Annotated in this window: 16 protein-coding genes; 1 reads left to right on the plus strand and 15 read right to left on the minus strand. The window is 29.1% G+C overall.

Translation table 11 applies throughout. The annotated features are described in order from the left end of the window. Window positions 1-398: 398 nt before the first annotated feature. Entirely contained in the window at window positions 399-932 is a 534-nt protein-coding gene (locus tag M2214_RS12890) for a helix-turn-helix domain-containing protein (RefSeq protein ID WP_248479203.1), read from the plus strand. Between the two features lie 31 nt (window positions 933-963). Here M2214_RS12890 and ptsG read toward each other — a convergent pair whose 3' ends face one another. From ptsG to M2214_RS12965, 15 genes are all read right to left on the minus strand, one after another. Continuing rightward, a complete protein-coding gene (gene ptsG / locus M2214_RS12895) occupies window positions 964-2979 on the minus strand; it encodes a glucose-specific PTS transporter subunit IIBC (RefSeq protein WP_330651498.1) in 2016 nt (671 codons plus the stop codon). A 310-nt stretch (window positions 2980-3289) separates the two neighbouring features. Beyond that, window positions 3290-4240, minus strand: a complete 951-nt coding sequence (locus M2214_RS12900; RefSeq protein ID WP_248479205.1) for a carbohydrate kinase family protein — start codon at window positions 4238-4240, stop codon at window positions 3290-3292. A gap of 159 nt (window positions 4241-4399) precedes the next feature. After that, window positions 4400-6160, minus strand: coding sequence for a HAMP domain-containing sensor histidine kinase (locus tag M2214_RS12905; protein ID WP_248479220.1), 1761 nt, complete (start codon window positions 6158-6160; stop codon window positions 4400-4402). Beyond that, the gene (locus M2214_RS12910) at window positions 6160-6834 is read right to left on the minus strand and encodes a response regulator transcription factor (RefSeq protein WP_248479228.1); all 675 of its coding nucleotides are present in this window, start codon (window positions 6832-6834) and stop codon (window positions 6160-6162) included. Before M2214_RS12910 ends, M2214_RS12905 begins: the two co-directional genes overlap by 1 nt. An 81-nt stretch (window positions 6835-6915) precedes the next feature. Next, window positions 6916-7980: a zinc-binding metallopeptidase gene (locus M2214_RS12915; RefSeq protein WP_248479230.1), complete on the minus strand. Its 1065-nt coding sequence runs from the start codon at window positions 7978-7980 to the stop codon at window positions 6916-6918. 165 nt (window positions 7981-8145) lie between these two features. After that, a complete protein-coding gene (locus M2214_RS12920; RefSeq protein WP_248479239.1) occupies window positions 8146-10002 on the minus strand; it encodes a PTS fructose transporter subunit IIABC in 1857 nt (618 codons plus the stop codon). A 16-nt stretch (window positions 10003-10018) separates the two neighbouring features. Beyond that, the gene (gene pfkB, locus M2214_RS12925) at window positions 10019-10933 is read right to left on the minus strand and encodes a 1-phosphofructokinase (RefSeq protein ID WP_248479241.1); all 915 of its coding nucleotides are present in this window, start codon (window positions 10931-10933) and stop codon (window positions 10019-10021) included. After that, the gene (locus M2214_RS12930; protein WP_330651499.1) at window positions 10933-11691 is read right to left on the minus strand and encodes a DeoR/GlpR family DNA-binding transcription regulator; all 759 of its coding nucleotides are present in this window, start codon (window positions 11689-11691) and stop codon (window positions 10933-10935) included. Before M2214_RS12930 ends, pfkB begins: the two co-directional genes overlap by 1 nt. Before the next feature lie 169 nt (window positions 11692-11860). Then, window positions 11861-13621, minus strand: coding sequence for a GGDEF domain-containing protein (locus M2214_RS12935; protein ID WP_248479243.1), 1761 nt, complete (start codon window positions 13619-13621; stop codon window positions 11861-11863). 163 nt (window positions 13622-13784) lie between these two features. Further along, entirely contained in the window at window positions 13785-14777 is a 993-nt protein-coding gene (gene asrC / locus M2214_RS12940; RefSeq protein WP_256466681.1) for a sulfite reductase subunit C, read from the minus strand. A 17-nt stretch (window positions 14778-14794) separates the two neighbouring features. Next, the gene (gene asrB, locus M2214_RS12945) at window positions 14795-15586 is read right to left on the minus strand and encodes an anaerobic sulfite reductase subunit AsrB (RefSeq protein WP_248479245.1); all 792 of its coding nucleotides are present in this window, start codon (window positions 15584-15586) and stop codon (window positions 14795-14797) included. Next, entirely contained in the window at window positions 15579-16604 is a 1026-nt protein-coding gene (asrA, locus tag M2214_RS12950) for an anaerobic sulfite reductase subunit AsrA (RefSeq protein WP_248479247.1), read from the minus strand. The genes asrB and asrA overlap by 8 nt, the downstream gene beginning before the upstream one ends. Before the next feature lie 2 nt (window positions 16605-16606). Beyond that, the gene (locus M2214_RS12955; protein WP_248479249.1) at window positions 16607-17389 is read right to left on the minus strand and encodes a formate/nitrite transporter family protein; all 783 of its coding nucleotides are present in this window, start codon (window positions 17387-17389) and stop codon (window positions 16607-16609) included. Between the two features lie 99 nt (window positions 17390-17488). Beyond that, a complete protein-coding gene (locus M2214_RS12960) occupies window positions 17489-18160 on the minus strand; it encodes a Crp/Fnr family transcriptional regulator (protein ID WP_248479251.1) in 672 nt (223 codons plus the stop codon). 88 nt (window positions 18161-18248) lie between these two features. After that, window positions 18249-19397: a double-cubane-cluster-containing anaerobic reductase gene (locus tag M2214_RS12965; protein WP_248479253.1), complete on the minus strand. Its 1149-nt coding sequence runs from the start codon at window positions 19395-19397 to the stop codon at window positions 18249-18251. Between the last annotated feature and the right edge of the window lie 117 nt (window positions 19398-19514).

Genomic DNA, 19514 nt, shown 5'->3' on the forward strand with positions numbered 1-19514 from the left:
AATTTTGTAAACTTAGTATTTATAATTTATTTTATAAATATTTTTCTCATTTGCATTTTAAACACATTTCTTAGTATACCAAATTTCAGAATAATGTCTATAGTTTTTTTCATTTTCTTATTATTTTTTTCACGATTCTGAAATGTTTTCTTGGTTTTTTCTACATTAAACACCATAAAATAGTATTTAATATGCTATTTTTTCAATATTCTATATAATGATATACAATTTAAATCTTGTTTTTTTTGATATATAATATATTTTTTTCATTTTAGTGTGTATTTTTTCATTTTTTTGATTTTTCAATTTTTATATGGAACATATAATGTATTTTACTTATATAAACTATACTTTTTATGTTATAATTTATTAAATGATTATTATACGAGGAGAGAGATATGGAATTAGGAGCAAAAATAAAACACTTCAGAAAGAGAAAAGGATTAACAATAAAGGAATTATCTAACCTTACTAATTTATCAATAGGATTTATAAGTAATCTAGAAAGAAATCTAAACAGCCCTTCCGTGAGTAATCTTCAGCATATATGCGAAGTACTAGGAATAAACTTAATGGACATCTTGCAATCTTCTAGCGAAAAGGACTTTATCGTTAGACAAGATGAAAGAAAGGAAATATTTACAACCGAAGACAATAATATAAAATTCGAAATGCTGACTAACGGAAATAAGCACTTAAATTCAATAGCTATAACAATAGATGGAAATAGCGAATCTAGTGACGTTTCATGGGGACATAACTATGACGAGTTAGGTGTAGTTATAAAAGGTTGTTTAGAGATACAAGTAGAAAATGAGACTTATTTGTTAAACGAGGGAGATAGTATATACATTAGCAAATTCACACCTCATACTTATAAAAATCCATCTAGTGAGAAAAATATAACTCATTGGTTTTCTGTAAAAGAATAAAGGCTACTGCCTAAGCAGTAGCCTTTATTTTTTATTTTACAGTTACTATTTCTTTATCTCCAACTTTAACAGTTTTACCTATTTTAGCACTTACTTGTTGTCCTTCATCAAGATTAGTAAATACTATAGGAGTTATAAGCGATGGAACTTCTTTTTTAACTTTTTGTAAATCAACTTTAAGAATCGGTTGACCTGCTTTAACTTTGTCTCCTTCTTTAGCTAAAGCCTCAAATCCTTCTCCATTTAAGTTTACAGTATCTATTCCAAAGTGAACTAATACTTCTTGTCCATTATCTGCAGTAAATCCTATTGCATGCTTTGTTTTAAAGAATGTAGTTATAACTCCATCTACCGGAGATACAACTTCTCCATTTGTAGGTTCTATAGCAAATCCATCTCCCATTATTTTTTGAGAGAATACCTTATCAGGTACATCTGCTATATCTAACACCTTACCATTTAAAGGTGATACAAACTTTAATTCTTTACTAGAATCTTTAGCTATAGTCTTTTTTTCTACTTCTTTTACAACAGGAGTCTTACCGTTCATTATATCTTTTATTTGACCTTTTAAAGTCTCTGATCTTGGTCCAAATATAGCTTGTAAGTTGTTACCTACTTCCATAACTCCAGATGCTCCTAAAGCTTTCAATTCATCTTTATCTACATTTTTAATATCATTAACACTTATTCTAAGTCTTGTTATACAAGCATCTAATTTAGTTATGTTTTCTTTTCCACCTAAAGCTTTTAATATCCCTTGAGCAAGCTCTGCTCCTTTAGTATTCTTAGTTTCTACTACATCTTCATCATCTTCTCTACCAGGGGTTTTTAAGTTAAACTTTCTAATAGCGAATCTAAATCCAAAGTAGTATAAAATAGCAAATCCAAGTCCTATTAATATTACTAACCACCAAGAAGTTCTTCCAGGCATAACTCCAAATATTAAGAAGTCTATAACTCCTCCTGAGAATGTCATACCTATCTTAACATTTAACATTTGCATTAACATAAATGATAAACCTGCAAATATACAGTGGATTCCGTATAATACTGGTGCTACAAATAAGAATGTAAATTCTATCGGTTCTGTAATACCTGTTAAGAAAGATGTAAGAGCTGCTGATGCCATTATACCTCCAACTAAAGCTTTCTTCTCAGGTTTTGCTTCATGATACATAGCAAGTGCAGCTGCTGGAAGTCCAAACATCATGAATGGGAATTTACCAGTCATAAATGTACCAGCTGTAAGTTGTACACCATCTTTTAATTGTGCCATGAATATAGCTTGATCTCCTCTTACTATTTCTCCAGCCTTATTTGCATACTCTCCAAACTCAAACCAGAATGGTGAGTAGAATATATGATGAAGTCCAAATGGTATTAATGATCTTTCTATTACCCCAAATATAAATGCTGCTAAAGTTCTATTAGCGTCTATTAAACTGTGAGAGAACCAGTTAAGTCCATCTTGTACAGGAGGCCATATAGCTAACATAGCAAATCCTAATATTAAAGCACATACAGAAGTTATAATTGGAACGAATCTCTTTCCTGCAAAGAATCCCAAGTATGGAGGAAGTTCCATATTAAAGTATTTTTTGTACATAGTTGCTGCTAAAACTCCAACTATAATTCCTCCAAATACTCCTGTTTGAAGAGTTGGTATTCCTAAAACACTTGCATAAGCCGGACTACTACCTACCATATCAGTTGTTATATTAGCAGCAGTTCCCATAGTAACATTCATTATTAAAAATCCTACAATAGCTGCAATACCTGCAACTCCTTCTCCATCAGCAAGACCTACCGCTACTCCTACTGCGAATAGTAAAGGAAGATTTCCAAATATAATTCCTCCTGCTTGTTCCATTATCTTAGCAACATGTTGAATTGAAGGTGCTGCTAAAAAAGCTAATTTTGAAATTAATTCTGGATTTTGAAATGCATTACCAAAAGCAAGTAATAAACCAGCCGCCGGTAATATAGCAACAGGAAGCATTAAAGCTTTACCGATTTGTTGTAAAATTCCGAATATTTTTTTCATAATTTCTTTCTCCTCTCTTATTTTAATTAATAATAAAAAATGATTAAGTTGTATATTACAAAATAAAAAGGCATAAGCAAAGTCATAGATATTATTGCTCAAAACAATAATATTTATAACTTTTGCTCATGCCTAATCTAGTTAGTAACACACAAAGTTATTAAGAATATTAATTTTTATTTATTTTATGAATACATAGTAACATAAAAAAATATGCATTGCAACCGTTTTCATGTATTTTCTACATAGTTTTTTATATTTTTCTACATTTTTTTGTATTTTTTCATATTTTTGTGAATCTTTTGTGTTCTTATTGTATCATTTCCCAATTAGTATTTATAATTACTTTTTCTACCAGTTCTTTACTCATTTCAGGATGAATTGTTTCTTCATGAGATATAGTTATTATAGACATAGATATAGCAAATTTAACCATATGTTCCATAGACATATTATTCATATATCCATATCCAAGACCTGCTACAAAGGAATCTCCTGCTCCAGTTACATTGTTTACTTCAACATCATGAGCCTTAATTCTTCCAGATTCAGATTTATTGCAATAATAAATTCCTTCTGCATCAAGACTTATAAATACATTTTGTATTCCAAGCGATAAGAAATAATCTCCTGCTTTCTTTAAGTCTTCATCACTTTTTATTTTAAATCCAGCCAAAATTTCCGCTTCATGTCTATTAGGCTTTATTGTATGAAAATGATTTATTAAATGTTTTATATTTTCAGCTTTAGCAGCAGATATAGGATCTAGTATAAACTTAGTTCTCCCTTTAAATTTATTAAGTATATATTCAAGTTTTTCAGGATCATCTGCATCTAAGCAAATATACTCAGAATTATTTATAATTTCTTCTTTAGAATCAATGAAGGCAAAATCCATTTTATCTATAACCTTCATATCTGCAATTCCAGATACCATTTCCCCATTTTCATTTAAAATAGCCATATAAGTAGGCGTTCCTTCATTCTCAAGTACTAGAGATTCACTCATATCATATCCTATAACTTTTGAGTGCTCCATCATACTACGACCTTTTGAATCATCACCTAGTATAGATATAAATTTTGTATTTACACCTACCCTAGCCATATTCTCAGCAATATTTCTGCATACTCCTCCAAATGATATTTTTATATTTCCAGGTGTAGAGTTATACGGTTTATAGCACGAACTACAAAACCCAAATATATCAACAACAGAGGCTCCAAATACTAAAATATATGGTTGGTTCTCTTTATTCATTCTCATCTCTCCTTCTAATAGTCAACCACACTATTTTATCATATTTTATCGATTTTTGTAATTCAAAAAAATATAACCCGCCCTCATTTGTAAATATATCCCAACTGCAATATTGCAAATATTCTATATATAATTCAAATTTATCATAATAAAAAATATCTATTTGAAATGCATTTTCTCCAATGTGAAATAAAATAGTACTCCATCATCAGTGTTTTTGACTCCATATTCACTATCATGTATTTCTAATATATTTTTTACAATTGATAACCCTAATCCAGTTCCTCCTGACTGTCTATGTCTGGACTCTTCGACTCTATAAAATCTATCCCATATTTTATCAATTTTTTCTTTAGGTATATTTTTTCCGCTATTTTCAATATAAATATATACTTTCATATTCTGCATTTTTATATCTATATTTATATTTCCTAAAAATCCTGTATGCCTTATTGCATTACTAAAAAGATTTACAATAACTTGTTCAATACCTCTCTTGTCACCATAAACGAATATATTTTGTCTACCTACATCAAAATTAATGCTTATTTTCTTTTCTTCTATATGATATTTAAATTTATTTATAACTTTATAAAATAACTTATCTATTATTAATTCTTCTTTGTTTAACTTATATGATTTAGATTCTAATTTAGACAGTTCTAACATATCTAATACTAGATCATTCATTTTTTCTGTTTCATCTATTATAACACCCAAATAATATTCTTTTTTATTTTCATAAATACCATCTTTGATTCCTTCAGCAAATCCTTTAATTATTCCAAGAGGAGTTTTAAACTCATGAGATGCACTTGATATAAATTCTTTTCTCATTTTTTCTAACTTTTTCTCTTTTTCAATATCTTTTTCTAACTTTGCATTAGCTTTTTTTAGCTCTTCTAACGTACTATTTAAATTTTTAGATAGTGAATTTAAACTACTTGCCAGACTTCCAATTTCATCCTTAGATTTTATATCACAATAAGATGAAAAATCCAAATCTGCCATTTTAATAGCAGATTTATTAATCTTAACCAAAGGAGCAGCTATCATTTTTGAATATACAAATGCTAAAATCAATATAAATAATAATGCTGCTATAAAAACATAAACATAATACTCCTTCATAATTGTCATTGCTTCACCTATTTGCTGTAAAGATGAGCTCACAAAAACCATTTCAGTAATATCTCCATCTTTAATAATAGGTTTTACAAACACAATATTTTCTATCTGACTAAAATCATCTATATAGCTGTAATTGATTATTCGTCCATCTAATTCAAAATTAGACTCTTTATTTTCCCAAAAAAATTCATTAACTAAATCAACAAACATATAATCATCATAAGGCTGTAGATTATCTGTACTTGATGGGATATTCATTTTTTTTATTTCTCCATTTATAATTTGTATATTTTTATTTATATCTGACTCATATCCCCAAAAGAACATTCCATCAATCTCCATATTTAAAGGAACTAATATACTTTTTTCTTTATTTAAATATGTTCCTTCAAAACTTACACTTTCTCCAATTTCAACATTTAAACTTTCAAATTGATATATATCCATAAAATTATTTAAAAGAACTGTTATATTTTTACCAGTTGAATCTGTTATAGTTATATCGAATTTATCATTATATTTTATTAATCCATTTTTATCTAGTATTGCAATTAATGCATTATTTTCATCTGAAAATAAGCTTAATTTTTTATGCATATTTTTTTTATTGTTAATAGTTAAATATTCATCTGTAAATTTTTCAATATTTTTTTCTAATGTTTTAATCTTTCTATCTACATAAAAATCTTCAAAAAACACAGTTTGTAATATCATATTAACAGTTAAAAAAAACATAAAAAATGCTGTAGTGACAATAAATAGTTTAAAAGTTATTCCTTTATATTTCATTAATCCACCTCAAACATATAGCCAGCTCTTATCATTGTCCGAATATATTTAGCTTTATCTTTTAATTTTTTCCTAAGTTTTTTTATATGAGTATCTACAGTTCTAAGATCTCCAAAATAGTCATATCCCCAAACTTTATTAAGAATATTTTCCCTTGATAAAACTATCCCTTTATTTTCAATCATATAAACAAGTAAGTCATATTCTTTTGGAGCTAAATCTATAATTTCATCATCTATTTTAAAACTGCGAGATAGTTTATTAATTTCTATGCAGCCAATATTTAATATATTATTTGTTGATACTGTTCCTTGTGCTCTTTTTAGTAACATCTTTGCTCTAGCAACTAAAACCTTTGGACTAAATGGCTTTGTTACATAATCATCCGCTCCAAGATCAAATCCCATTAACTTATCCTCTTCTTCACTTCTGGCTGTTAACATTATAATAGGTACATCTGAAATATTTCTTATTCTTTTACAAACTGACCATCCATCTAATTCTGGTATCATAATATCTAATATTATTAAATCTATTTTATTTTCTTCAAATGCTGCCATGGCATCTTTCCCATTCTCTACTTCATATATATTAAACCCCTCGAATTTAAAATAATCACTTACTATTTCCCTTATCCTATCCTCATCTTCAACCAATAAAACATTTTTTTGCACCTTTATTTTCACCTCTCTCATAGAATAAAAAAACTCTGTACTTTTTTATTATACAGTAAATAAGTACAGAGTTTTTTTATTCTATAAGCTTTTTCTAATTTCTTCTCTTATCTTTACAAGTTCAGTAAAGTCATAGAAAAACAACATTTTCTTTTCAGCTATACTCTTTCCTTTTGGTTTGTCTGATACAACAAACGCTTTAAATGTCTCTGCTATATCTTCTTCTGGATTAGTAGCGGAATATTCTGAAACAAATCTATTTTTATATTTATCATAAAACTCAACAATTGCCTCTTCATTCTCTTCATCTTCATTGTATGCTTTAAATTCTTCAAAAATATCAGCCCAGAACTTTTTATAAAATAAATTTAAGTAAGAATTACTTTTAGTAGTCCCTTCATCCGTTATATAATTTAAACTTTTTTCTTCTTTAGGTATAACCTGATTGTCATTTAAAGTTAGAATATGAGCAAATTCATGAACGATAGTTTCATCTAATTCTTTTCCTATTAATTTTCCTTTTTTATGAAAAGCATCCTTTATATCTATAGCCAATGTCCACTTTTTATTTTTATTATCAGGTGAATAAACATAAGCTAATGTTTCATCTTTTCCATCTGTCATTATTTCAAATTCTGTAATTCTATTAATATAAGATTTTGGTATTATTTTTTTTGATCTATTCCACATTAATTTATATTTGTTCATGTCTTCTTTTGATACTTCTTCATTAAACTTAAAGTTTACATTTCCATTACTTACTTTATAAGAAATAATTTCATCCACATCGCTTTCATAAGAATAACAATCCTCTGGATTAACTCCCGCTTTTTCAAGAATACTATCAAACTCTTCCCAAAGCAAATCTGCTTTTCTATAATTATTATCTTTTTCGTATACTAGAATTTCTGAATACAAATCCCTTAATTCTTTAATTTGATCTTCATTAAATTTTTCTAACTCTTCTCCTAATAATTCTTCAAAACTTGAAAAGTATTCATATTCTTCAGAATCTAGTTCATCCTTTATTACAGTATCTGATTTTACCGCATGCTTTGGTTCATCATATATTCGTCTTGATAAAGCAATTCCACTTATTATACTTAAAAACAATATTAAAGCTAGTATTTTTTTATTAAATTTCATTTATCTTCCCCTCTTTCATTTAAATTCTAAATCCAATTTTTATAAATATTTTTGATGATATATAAATTATAATTTTTAGATGTGTACTCTCTGTGTACTTTCTATGAAGTTTAAATGAAAAAAGACCTATATACAAAAGTATATAAGTCTTAAAATCTAATATTCCTATACAGGCTTTTTCAATGCGCCTAACATAAATGCTGTAACAAATGATCCAGCTAATATAGCAGCAACATATAAAAGAGGATTTGTAGTTATCGGTATTACAAACATTCCTCCATGAGGTGCTGGTAGCATAACATTGAACATCATAGTTAATGCTCCTGCAAGTGCTGATCCTATTATAGCAGATGGAAGTACTCTTGCAGGGTCTGCAGCTGCAAACGGTATAGCTCCCTCTGTAATAAATGATGCACCCATTATATAACAAGTCTTACCCGCTTCTCTTTCACTCTTAGTAAATCTATTTTTAAATATTGTTGTAGCTATTGCTATTCCAAGAGGAGGAACCATTCCACCAGCCATAACCGCAGCATGAGGTGCAAAGTTTCCTGCATCAATCATTGCTATTCCAAATGTAAATGCCGCTTTATTTATAGGTCCACCCATATCTACTGCCATCATACCACCAAGTACTAATCCAAGTATTACCTTGTTAGCTGTTCCCATAGAGTTTAACCAATTTTGCATAGCTAAATTTAAAGCTTGAACAGGTCCAACAACTACTAATAACATTATAGCCCCACTTAGAAATATTCCAAATAAAGGATATAGCAATACCGGTTTTATACCTTCAAGAGATAATGGAAGATTTGAGAACGCTTTCTTTAGGAATAGTATTACATATCCACCTAAAAATCCTGCTATAAGTCCACCTAAGAATCCTGCACCATTACTATTAGCTATAAGTCCACCTACCATGGCAGGCGCAAATCCAGGTCTATCAGCTATACTCATACCAATAAATCCTGCAAGCACAGGGATCATAAGTCCAAACGCACCAGATCCTCCGCCTATATCCATAAGTAATTTAGCAAAAGAATTATATTGAGGATTACTTGGGTCAAATGCCTTTATACCAAACATGAAAGATATAGCAATTAATATACCCCCACCTACAACGAATGGTAGCATATTTGAAACCCCATTCATAAGATGCTTATAAAAACCATTTCTTTCAGTCTTATCACTGGATTTTATTGACCCTGTATGCTTGTATACAGGAGCATCTTCTCTTAAAGCTTTATTTATAAGATTTTCAGCATCTTTTATTCCTTTTGCAACTGGTACTTGAATTACCTTTTTTCCATCAAATCTTGCCATTTCAACCTTCTTATCAGCTGCAACTATTATTGCCTTAGCCCTTTTAATATCATCCTTAGTAAGTCCATTTTTAACTCCAGTTGATCCATTAGTTTCAACCTTTATATTTACGTTCATATCCTTTGCTTTATTCTTAAGAGCATCTGCCGCCATATAAGTATGAGCTATACCTGTTGGACAAGCAGTTACTGCTAAAATTAAATCATCGCTATTAGTTTCAGTCTCTTTATTTTCTTTTAAATACTCTTCTTCTTGTCTATCTATTATTCTTAATAACTCATTTTCACTTTTAGCATTCATAAGTTTATCTTTAAATCCATCAACCATCAGCATAGCTGATAATCTAGATAAAGTATCTAAATGATCATTGTTAGCTCCATCTTTTCCAGCTATCATGAAAAATATATGAGCAGGCTTATTGTCCATAGAATCATAGTCTATGCCTTCTTTTGAATATCCAAATGCTAATGCTGAAGTTTTAACAGCGCTAGTTTTAGCATGAGGTATTGCTATTCCTTCACCTACACCAGTTGAGAATTGTTTTTCTCTATTTAATATAGCCTTTTTAAATTCTTCCTTATCAGAAAGTCTACCTGAATTATTCAATTTATCTACAAGTTCATCTATAACTTCTGATTTAGTCTTAGACTTTAGATTTAGAATAATTGTATCTTTTTTCAAAAGATCCGTTATTTTCATACCTTCTCCATCTCCTTTAGCTTATTTTTTTTATGTCAACTTGATTTAGCAAACTCATAGCATGTTCTTTTTTACATAAATCAACAGAAAAGGCTGTTGCACTACCAGTTGCTATTCCAAGTTTAAAAGCTCTTAAAATATCTCCTTCTTTATAGTAGCTAGCTAAAAAACCAGCTATAAGAGAATCTCCTGCCCCAACAGAGTTTTTAACCTCTCCTTTTGGAGTTGACGCCTTATATACACCCTCATCACATATAAGTAATGCTCCATCGCCAGCCATTGATATTATTACATTTTGTGCGCCCATATCTACAAGCTTTTTTGCATAGTATATAGTGTCACCTATATTACCTATATCTACATTTAGCATTTCACTGAGTTCATGATTGTTTGGCTTTATTAAAAAAGGTTTGTTCTTTAAAGTATTTAATAATGCTTCACCAGTAGTATCTACTACAACTCTTACATTATTTTGAACGCATATATTCTGAATTTGAGCATATATATCTCTTGGAACACTTTTTTGAGCATTACCAGCAAGAACTAATATGTCATCACTACTTAATTTTTCTATCTTATTAAATAAAGAATTTAAATTTTCTTCTGTTATGGTTGGACCATATCCGTTTATCTCTGTCTCTTTATTAGACTTTAACTTAACATTTATTCTTGTATCTTCTTTAACAGCTATAAAATCGGTCTTTACTCCTTCGTTTTCTAGATAGTTCTTGATAAACTCTCCTGTAAACCCACCTATGAATCCTAGTGCCTTTGTATCTACATCAAAATTATTAAGAACTCTAGATACATTAATTCCTTTTCCTCCAGGATATTTAATATCACTTCTAACTCTATTAACTTCTCCTGTTTTAAAATCCTCCACATTCACGATGTAGTCTATTGCTGGATTGAATGTTACTGTATATATCATTACTTCTTCACAACCTTTATTCTAGTTTTTTCTAAGTATCTATCGTAATCTTCAAATTTAGAGTCTGTTATTATACTCGCTTTATCAAAACTAGCGACCTTTACAAATGCAATTTCTCCAAACTTAGAGTTATCAGCCAGTATAAATGCTTCTCTTGAGTAGTTTATAGCTCTTTCTTTAAGTATTGCTTCTTCAGAATCTGGAGTTGTAAATCCATAATCAATATGAATTGCATTAATACCTATAAAAGCTTTATCAAATGTGAACTTTTCTAAATTCTTTAATGCATCTGTTCCTATAACTGCCCTAGTTCTGGACTTTACCTTTCCACCAAGAATATAAGCATTGATATCATTTTCCATAAGCTCATTAATATGCTTAAGTCCATTAGTAACAATAACAACATCTCTTTTATCTATATATTTAATCATCTCAAATGTAGTAGTTCCTGCATCAAGGTATATGCAATCTCCTTCCTCTATAAGACTTGCTGCATATTTTGCTATTTCAATTTTTTCACTTATATTTTGCACTTCTTTTTCTTTATAACTTGGCTCATTAAATCTACCTTTAAGCAAAGTAGCTCCTCCATGAACTCTTTTTAAAGCATTTATTCCCTCTAAAAAAGTAAGATCTCTTCTTATGGTAGATTCTGATGTATTTGTGATTTCTACTAATTCGTTAATTTTGACAGATCCTTTTTCTTTCAAAGCACCTAATATCAATTCATGTCTTTCTTCTGTTAACAATGTAATCACCTCTTTATATAATCATTATAATTCAGAATCTTTCAAAAAACAATCATTTTATTTCAAAACAATCCAAATATATTCATTAAAATTCAAAAACAATCAATTTCAATCGCATTTATATATTAATTTCCTACTCTTAAATATAAATTAAAATAGGAACGACATAAAATCGTTCCTATTTTTCAATAATATAACTGCTATGAGGAATTTTTTTTACTTTCTTTTTTATAATACTCATATGTTGAGCAAGCGAATCAGCATCTTTAAAATTATATAAATTCTTATATAACCCAGCTATAGAGATAGATGTTAAATTAAAAACAGTTTTTTTCCCATTCCTACCTTCAGATTCTATGTACACATTATTTATATCTTTTTCACAAAAGAAATCTAATACCTTTTGGTCAAATTCTAAAATAATATTTTTACAAAGAGTTTCACAGTCATCTCTAGAATCTTCTACAACAGCTACAAAGTCATCTCCTCCAATATGCCCTACAAAGCTATTGAAAGGGAATAGAGTTTTAATATTATTTTTTATTATATCTGCAGTCAATTTTATAATATTATCTCCATTTTCAAATCCATATATATCATTATATATTTTAAAATTATCTAAATCAAAATAAAAAATATAAGAATTATTATTATTATTATATTTAACAGTATCACTCAATACTCTATTGATAATTGCATTCCCAGGAAGACCTGTTAGAGGATTTAGTTCTCTTGCATAATTTTTTTCTAAGGTATTAGAATATTTAACCAGTTCTCTTATTGAAACAATTCCTCCATAATTATAACCTTTTGTCACAATAATATTGTCATAGACTTTATCATCATCTCTTGCCATGGCAACTTCTAAAACTTTATTTATAGGCGTATAATATTCAACAATAAGTGGGCTTTTGTCCATAGTAAGTTCAATAGGTCTTTTAGAATACACAGCAAACCCATATTGTTTTGCAAGCATTGAATTTAAGTTGTTTTTCATCATTAAACCTACAGGATAATTATTCTTAACTATACATACACCCTCTACAGAATGATTGTCAAAATACTCTTTAATTTTTTCACAAGACGTTGAAATATCAAAGGTTATAGTTTCTTCCATTACATCTCCTATATAATTATGGCTGTTTCTACAATCAAAAAATCCATTTGATCTATCATTGTATTTATTTATAATATCTTTTATATTCTCACATATATCTAAAAATGTATCAGCTGGTTTTTGTAAAAAATACCCTTGTCCAGCATATACGCCTAATTTTATCAAGCATTGAAGCTCCTCTTCCGTTTCAATACCCTCAGCTATTAACTTTGTATTAGTTGTATTTGCTAAATCAACCAAAGATTTAATTAAAGCTTGTTTAAATAAATCTCTATCTATATCTCTAATAAGCTCCATATCTATTTTTATATAATGAGGTTTTGTTTGAGTGATTGTTTTAAGCCCGGAATAACCTGCACCTACATCATCAACTGCAATTTTATATCCTTGGTCTACATAATGCTTTAGTACCTTAGTAAAACTTTTATAATCTTCAATAGCAGTTCTTTCAGTAATTTCGAATATAACACACTCTGGAGATATATTGTATTTTCTTAAAAATTCTTTAGTAAATCCTTTTTTAAACTTATCATCTCGTATAATATTTGGATCTACATTTAAAAATAATAATTTACTCCTATCAATACTTTGCGCTTTTTCTATTGCCTTTATACGAAATAAAAGTTCAAGTTCCCACGTCTTATTCTGCTGTTCTGCAATTTTAAGCAATTCGATAGGTGAAGAAAAAATCGAGTTCCTAGGACCTCTACTTAAAGCCTCATATCCTATTGTTTCTCCATCTATTAAATTTACAATTGGTTGAAATAATGTAGTTATACTTCCATTTTTAATTATATTTTCAAATTCATTAACTACCTTCATAAATTCACCTCAAGTTATGTGAAAAATTCATATACTTCAGGTATATGATATAACATTTTAATCTAAATGAATATATATATTAAGTTAAAGATATGTTAATTCTTTTATCAAAATACAAAAAAAGACAATATCTTTTTTTGATATCGTCCTTTTGTATTTTAATCTATTCTGCATAATTCATAAATGCATCTTTTTCGTACTTATATCCACCAAAATCTATAAACTCAGCAACCTTAACTTCAGGTCCAAGATTAGTTCCTCTTAGAGCATACTCTTTAAATACAGGATAACCTGTTCTATCAACAATATAACCTATATGCTCTTTTGGTAAAGATCTATCTATATACTCATCTATATAGTCATAAGTATTAAGTATAACCTTAATTATAGTCTCTTCATCTACCCATTCCATAAAAGGCATTGCTATTCTTGGATTTTTCTTTCCTGTTCTACCCATTATAACTAATTTATATTTTTTTTCTGGATTTCTAGACCAAGCACTAGTAGGACATTTAAGAGCACATTCTCCACATCCTATACATCTTCTACTGTCTCTTTTTACCTTTCCATCCTTCGTAGTAAGTGCGCCTGTTGCTCTTTTACTACAGTTCTTAACACATGCTTCACAACCTATACACCTATTCATATCATACTCTACATCTGCCATCCCTATTATTCCAAAATCCTGCATATGAGCCTTTATGCAGTCGTTTGGACATCCTGTTAAAGCAATTTTCACATGGTGATCATTTGGAAATATTGCCTTTTCTATTTTTTTTGCAAATTCAGTAGTATTATAGTTTGCAAATGGACAGACTTTATTTCCTATACATGCAGACACATTTCTAGTTCCTGCTGCTGGATAACCACTTTTAGGATCTACCGCATTTATTTCAAGACCTTCTATTAAAGATTTCGCCATAAGGTTTACTTCATCTACTTTATCAAAAGGTATACCCATTATTTCAAAACCTTGTCTTGTAGTTATATGAATTTTTCCGTTTCCATATTTATTTGCTATATCATTTACTATACTTAAAAGATCTGCACTTATTTCCCCTCCAGGTACACGAACACGAAGAGATGTAGTGTTCCTATGTTTAGTTATTCTATATGCATTCTTCTTCATTTTTTTTACATTTAAGTCTAATGACAATATACTCCCCTCCCAATCTAGTCTATTAATTCTTCACCTTTTGTATAATTGAATACTGGTCCTTCAAGACATACATAAGTCTCATCTATTTTACAATGTCCACATTTCCCTATTGCACAAGACATCTTTCTTTCAAAAGAAACCCATATTTGTTCTTTAGGAACTCCAAGTTTTAAGAATTCTAGTGCTGTAAATTTCATCATTACAGGAGGTCCAACTATTACAACCTGAACATCGTCCATATTCTCTATTTCTATATTAGGTACAAATTCTGTTATAAGGCCTGAGTTTCCAGCCCAATCTTCATCCGCATTATCAACAGTTAAAGTTAAATTTATATTCTTTTTCCAGTTCTCAATCTCATCCTTAAACAGTATATCCTTAGGAGATTTAAATCCTAATAATAAATCAAACTTTTTAACCTCATCTATATTTGTATTAAAATGATTGACTATATTCTTAACAGGAGCAAGACCAGTTCCTCCAGCCGCTATTATTAAATGCTTATTTTCATATTTTTCTATAGGGAATCCATTTCCATAAGGACCTCTTAAATACATATAATCCCCTGGTTTTAAGTTGTATATTTCGTCGGTTAATTTTCCTACTTTTCTTATTGTCATTTCAATATATCCATCACCAAAATCACTAACGGATATAGGAGCCTCTCCAATTCTTGGAATAGATACCTGAACAAACTGACCACCTTTTAGTTTTTCATCAAACTCAACCTTATATGTTATATCTATATCCGTTTGAGCTATTACATCTAGTACCTTCTTTTTTTGAGGAATAAAAGGATTATTCATTAGTAGCCTCTCCCTTCTTTAAAGTCTCACTTACCTTGTTAATGCACTGTGCAAAAGATATATATTGTGGACATTGATCATCACATCTACCACATCCAACGCACATATTTTCACCAAAACGTTTGTTATAGTCATATATCTTATGCATTGTTTTAAAGCGCATTCTAGATCCATAATCTTTTCTAAACTCATGTCCACCTGCCATATTAGTGAATTTATCTATATGACATCCAGCCCATACTCTTCTTCTTTCTCCACTATTTGGGTTTTCTTCATAAGCTATATCTTGAGTAGTAAAACAGCTACAAGTCATACATACTGTATTACATCTACCACAAGCTATACATCTTTTTGAATATTCTTCCCATATCTTATTATTGAAAAATTCTACGCTCAAATCATCTTTATTTGGAACTTCTACTTTAAATTTATTTTCTTTTACATATTCCATTTCAAATTCAACTTTATCTCCAACAGTTTCGAATACTTTTTTTAATTCATCATCTTTAACTTCACAAGTAACTTTGTTATCTTCAAATCTTATCCCTATATCGTAGTTATCCGTTTTATTTGAATTCATAGATACACAGAAGCAATTATCAAAACTTTCGCTACACTCTATAAGAACGAATTTAATCTTTTCTCTAAGTCTTTGATAATAAACATCTTTGTATGGTCCATTTTCTAAAAATATTGTATCAAGTCTTCTCATTCCGTTTATATCACAAGCTCTCAAGAAGATTAATAATTTCTTTTCACTTACAGTAGACTCCCTAAATTCATCTTCATTAAAATAAAATAAAGTCTGAGTTATAGGATATACAACCTCTTTAGGTGAATATTGAGATTTTTCCTTATACTCAATTTCCTCTATAGTATTTATTTCATCATATCTTATTAAATCAGTATCTGAAAAACGTCCTCTTTTAGAAAACCTCTTTGGTGCATATATTTTATATTCATCTTTTAACGATTCCAATATTTTATTAAAATCTTTATTATTAATTTCAAATCCCATATCTATTTACCTCCTTTTTCAGTTCCAACATAAAAGTACATAGCTCCTATTATAACTGCTCCTCCTACCATATTTCCGAGTGTTACAGGTATTAAATTATGTGCAAATCCTGCCCAAGATACTAAACTAGGATCATGTGGAATAAATAATCCCATTCCAAGAAGTGTCATATTAGCTATACTATGCTCAAATCCAGATCCTATGAATCCAAATAAACATAAGAATATAAATGCGATTTTTGCTATGTCTTCTTTAGTCTTCGTAGCCATCCATATTGATAAACACACTAACATGTTACATAATATACCTCTAAAGAATAATTCTACAGATGGTGCTCCCATCTTACCAGCACTAGCTCCTAATACAAAATCACTTAGTGGAGCTTTAGATATAAGTCCTGTTTGAACTAATGTCCATGCCATTAATAAAGAACCAATTAAATTACCAAAATAACTTACAACCCATATTTTTATAGCATCTATCCAAGTTACTTTCTTTGATAAGGCTCCTACTGTCATTACCATATTGTTTCCTGTAAAAAGTTCTGATCCTGCAAATATAACTAATGTTAATGCAATTGCAAAGCTTGCTCCCATTAAAGCCTTAAGTCCAGGAGAACCTGCAGCTTTAAGTGGTGCTCCTATAGAAAAAATAAGCATAATTCCAAATCCTACATAAATTCCAGCCATCATTGAAAGTATAAAATATTTAACAATATTATCATTTAAAATCTTTATTTTCACTTTTGCAGCAGCGGCTAGTTTTTCTAAATTCTCTTTTATCACTTAATTCATCTCCTTAGATTGATATTTTTTAGTCATTAATATTTTAACAATATATAAATTTTAAATCTGTGATAAATATCACAGATAAAAAAAAATCCCTTATGAAAGGGATTTAGTGTAGTCTTCTAGTTTACTTAAACTGCATATTATTATCTTTTGATTTTTTTGCTTTATTATGTTCTTTCTTTCAATATTTTTTAAAAATCTACTTACAGATTCTCTAGAAGTGCCCACCATAGACGCAAGTTGAGAATGAGTCATATTGATATCTATATGTATATTTTCATTGCTTGGACATCCATAGTCCCTAGCAAGCTTCCATAGTCTTGCAGCTATTCTATAATTAGTTTTTTTAAGACCTAAATTCTTTATCTGTCTAAAAGACCTTCTAAGCTTATTACTTAGTGAATTCATAATAATCATGTTGAAGTTAAAATCTCGTCTCATCCAATATATAGTATCACTCTTTGAAAAGCATATTATTTTACTATCTTCCATAACTTTGGCATTAGCGGAGGTACTTTTATCATCTATACAAAGTTCATTTAAGAAATCCCCTCTTCCAAGTATATATATAATTTTTTCATCACCTTCTTCTGATGATTTATAAAGTATTATCTTCCCTGAGCATACTAAATATACATTTCGATGTTCTTCAGCCTCACTAAATATTATTTCATCTTTTTCATAAATCTTTATAAGTCCTCTAGATTTCATCTCTTTTATAATTTCTTTATCTATATTTGAGAAAATATCCATGTTTTCAAACAATCTAATCAACACCCTTCAAATAGATATGTATTAGATATTATACTCTTTTTTAATATTTTTAGAAAGATTTTAAATGAGGACTTTATTTTTAAAGCATCTCTATAAATGCACCTATACGAGTACTTATCTGACCTATATCTGTTTGAGAGTAATCCGTTTCCAAAGCCATATAAGGTATTTTTTTATCGTTATTTATAAATTTCTTAATATTATATGTCTCTACATTGTATGTGTGGCAAGCTTGAAGAACTACTTCAATTACACCATCAACTTTATACTCATCTACAAGTCTTGATAATAAATCTAATCTATCATTATTAGGAGTCATACAAGAACACGGAATACTTAGATAGTGCTTCGTTAACGCCTCCATAGGACCAATAGTTTCATCTACTAAATTTTCAATTGATTTAGCTCCTCCACAGTTTTCAAAGCATACAACTACTCCGTTATTTTCTTCTATGGTTTTAATTATTTTTTCAGCAACACCACCAATTGGACATCCTGTTATCAGTATTCTCTTTAAATCCTTAGATACTCTATTATTTTCATCTTCATAATCACATTTAACTTTATCTATCAGATCTCTTAATTCTTTTACATACTCTTTTTTATCTAGTTTAAAACTAGTACCTTCCAATACTTTTATAAGATCAAATCCCTTCATAGCTGGAGGGCATAATGAGCTTAACTGATAGAATTCTTTTAAAAGTTTTCTTTCTTCGTTACACAGCTTTATAGCTTCTTTTAATTTATCTTCTGTAATTTCAACTTCAAATTCAGACTCTAGTCTATCCTTTAAAATATTTAACTCTTTATGCCATGAATTTATAGAATCCTCTGTTTTATAGTTTTGAGGAAGATACATAATGTGCATAGGTTTTATTTCGGCTAAAAGTTCATACATTTTTTTCTTTCCATCACATGTAGTCTCTCCAACTAGTAGGTCAGAAAAATAAAAGTATGGACATTTATCTGTTATACTAAATCCGTAGCTTGACTTAATTAAAGGACATAAATTTCTAGGAAGATGCTTTTCAGCCTCTTTAATAGGTTCTTCGCTAGTTCCACATAAAGATACAGGTATAGCACCAGATGCCATAATCACCTCTTTTGGAGTGTATGCACAGTATACTCCTACTATTTTATTTCCATCTTCTTTCAACTTTTTAATTTTTAAAAATCCATCTCTCCTAGCTTCGCTAAATTCGTCAAATATTTGAGGTAAATCCTTCATAATACAATCCTCCCCTTTACGTCAATTCACTACATATTTTACCACGTTTCTATTTAATTTTATACTTTTACAACTTATTATAGAACCTTTCTATAATACTATTTTTGGTTATAGATT

This window comes from Tepidibacter aestuarii, assembly GCF_934924865.1.
Taxonomy (GTDB): Bacteria; Bacillota; Clostridia; order Peptostreptococcales; family Peptostreptococcaceae; genus Tepidibacter_A; species Tepidibacter_A aestuarii.

Bases quoted from the DNA above. Each gene is read 5' to 3' on its own strand.
- pfkB (WP_248479241.1), bottom strand. From the start codon at position 10,933: ATGATATATACAGTAACATTCAATCCAGCAATAGACTACATCGTGAAT.
- ptsG (WP_330651498.1), bottom strand. From the start codon at position 2,979: ATGAAAAAAATATTCGGAATTTTACAACAAATCGGTAAAGCTTTAATG.
- M2214_RS12900 (WP_248479205.1), bottom strand. From the start codon at position 4,240: ATGAATAAAGAGAACCAACCATATATTTTAGTATTTGGAGCCTCTGTT.
- M2214_RS12965 (WP_248479253.1), bottom strand. From the start codon at position 19,397: ATGAAGGATTTACCTCAAATATTTGACGAATTTAGCGAAGCTAGGAGA.
- M2214_RS12905 (WP_248479220.1), bottom strand. From the start codon at position 6,160: ATGAAATATAAAGGAATAACTTTTAAACTATTTATTGTCACTACAGCA.
- M2214_RS12935 (WP_248479243.1), bottom strand. From the start codon at position 13,621: ATGAAGGTAGTTAATGAATTTGAAAATATAATTAAAAATGGAAGTATA.
- M2214_RS12920 (WP_248479239.1), bottom strand. From the start codon at position 10,002: ATGAAAATAACGGATCTTTTGAAAAAAGATACAATTATTCTAAATCTA.
- M2214_RS12890 (WP_248479203.1), top strand. From the start codon at position 399: ATGGAATTAGGAGCAAAAATAAAACACTTCAGAAAGAGAAAAGGATTA.
- asrB (WP_248479245.1), bottom strand. From the start codon at position 15,586: ATGAATAATCCTTTTATTCCTCAAAAAAAGAAGGTACTAGATGTAATA.
- M2214_RS12915 (WP_248479230.1), bottom strand. From the start codon at position 7,980: ATGAAATTTAATAAAAAAATACTAGCTTTAATATTGTTTTTAAGTATA.
- asrA (WP_248479247.1), bottom strand. From the start codon at position 16,604: ATGGGATTTGAAATTAATAATAAAGATTTTAATAAAATATTGGAATCG.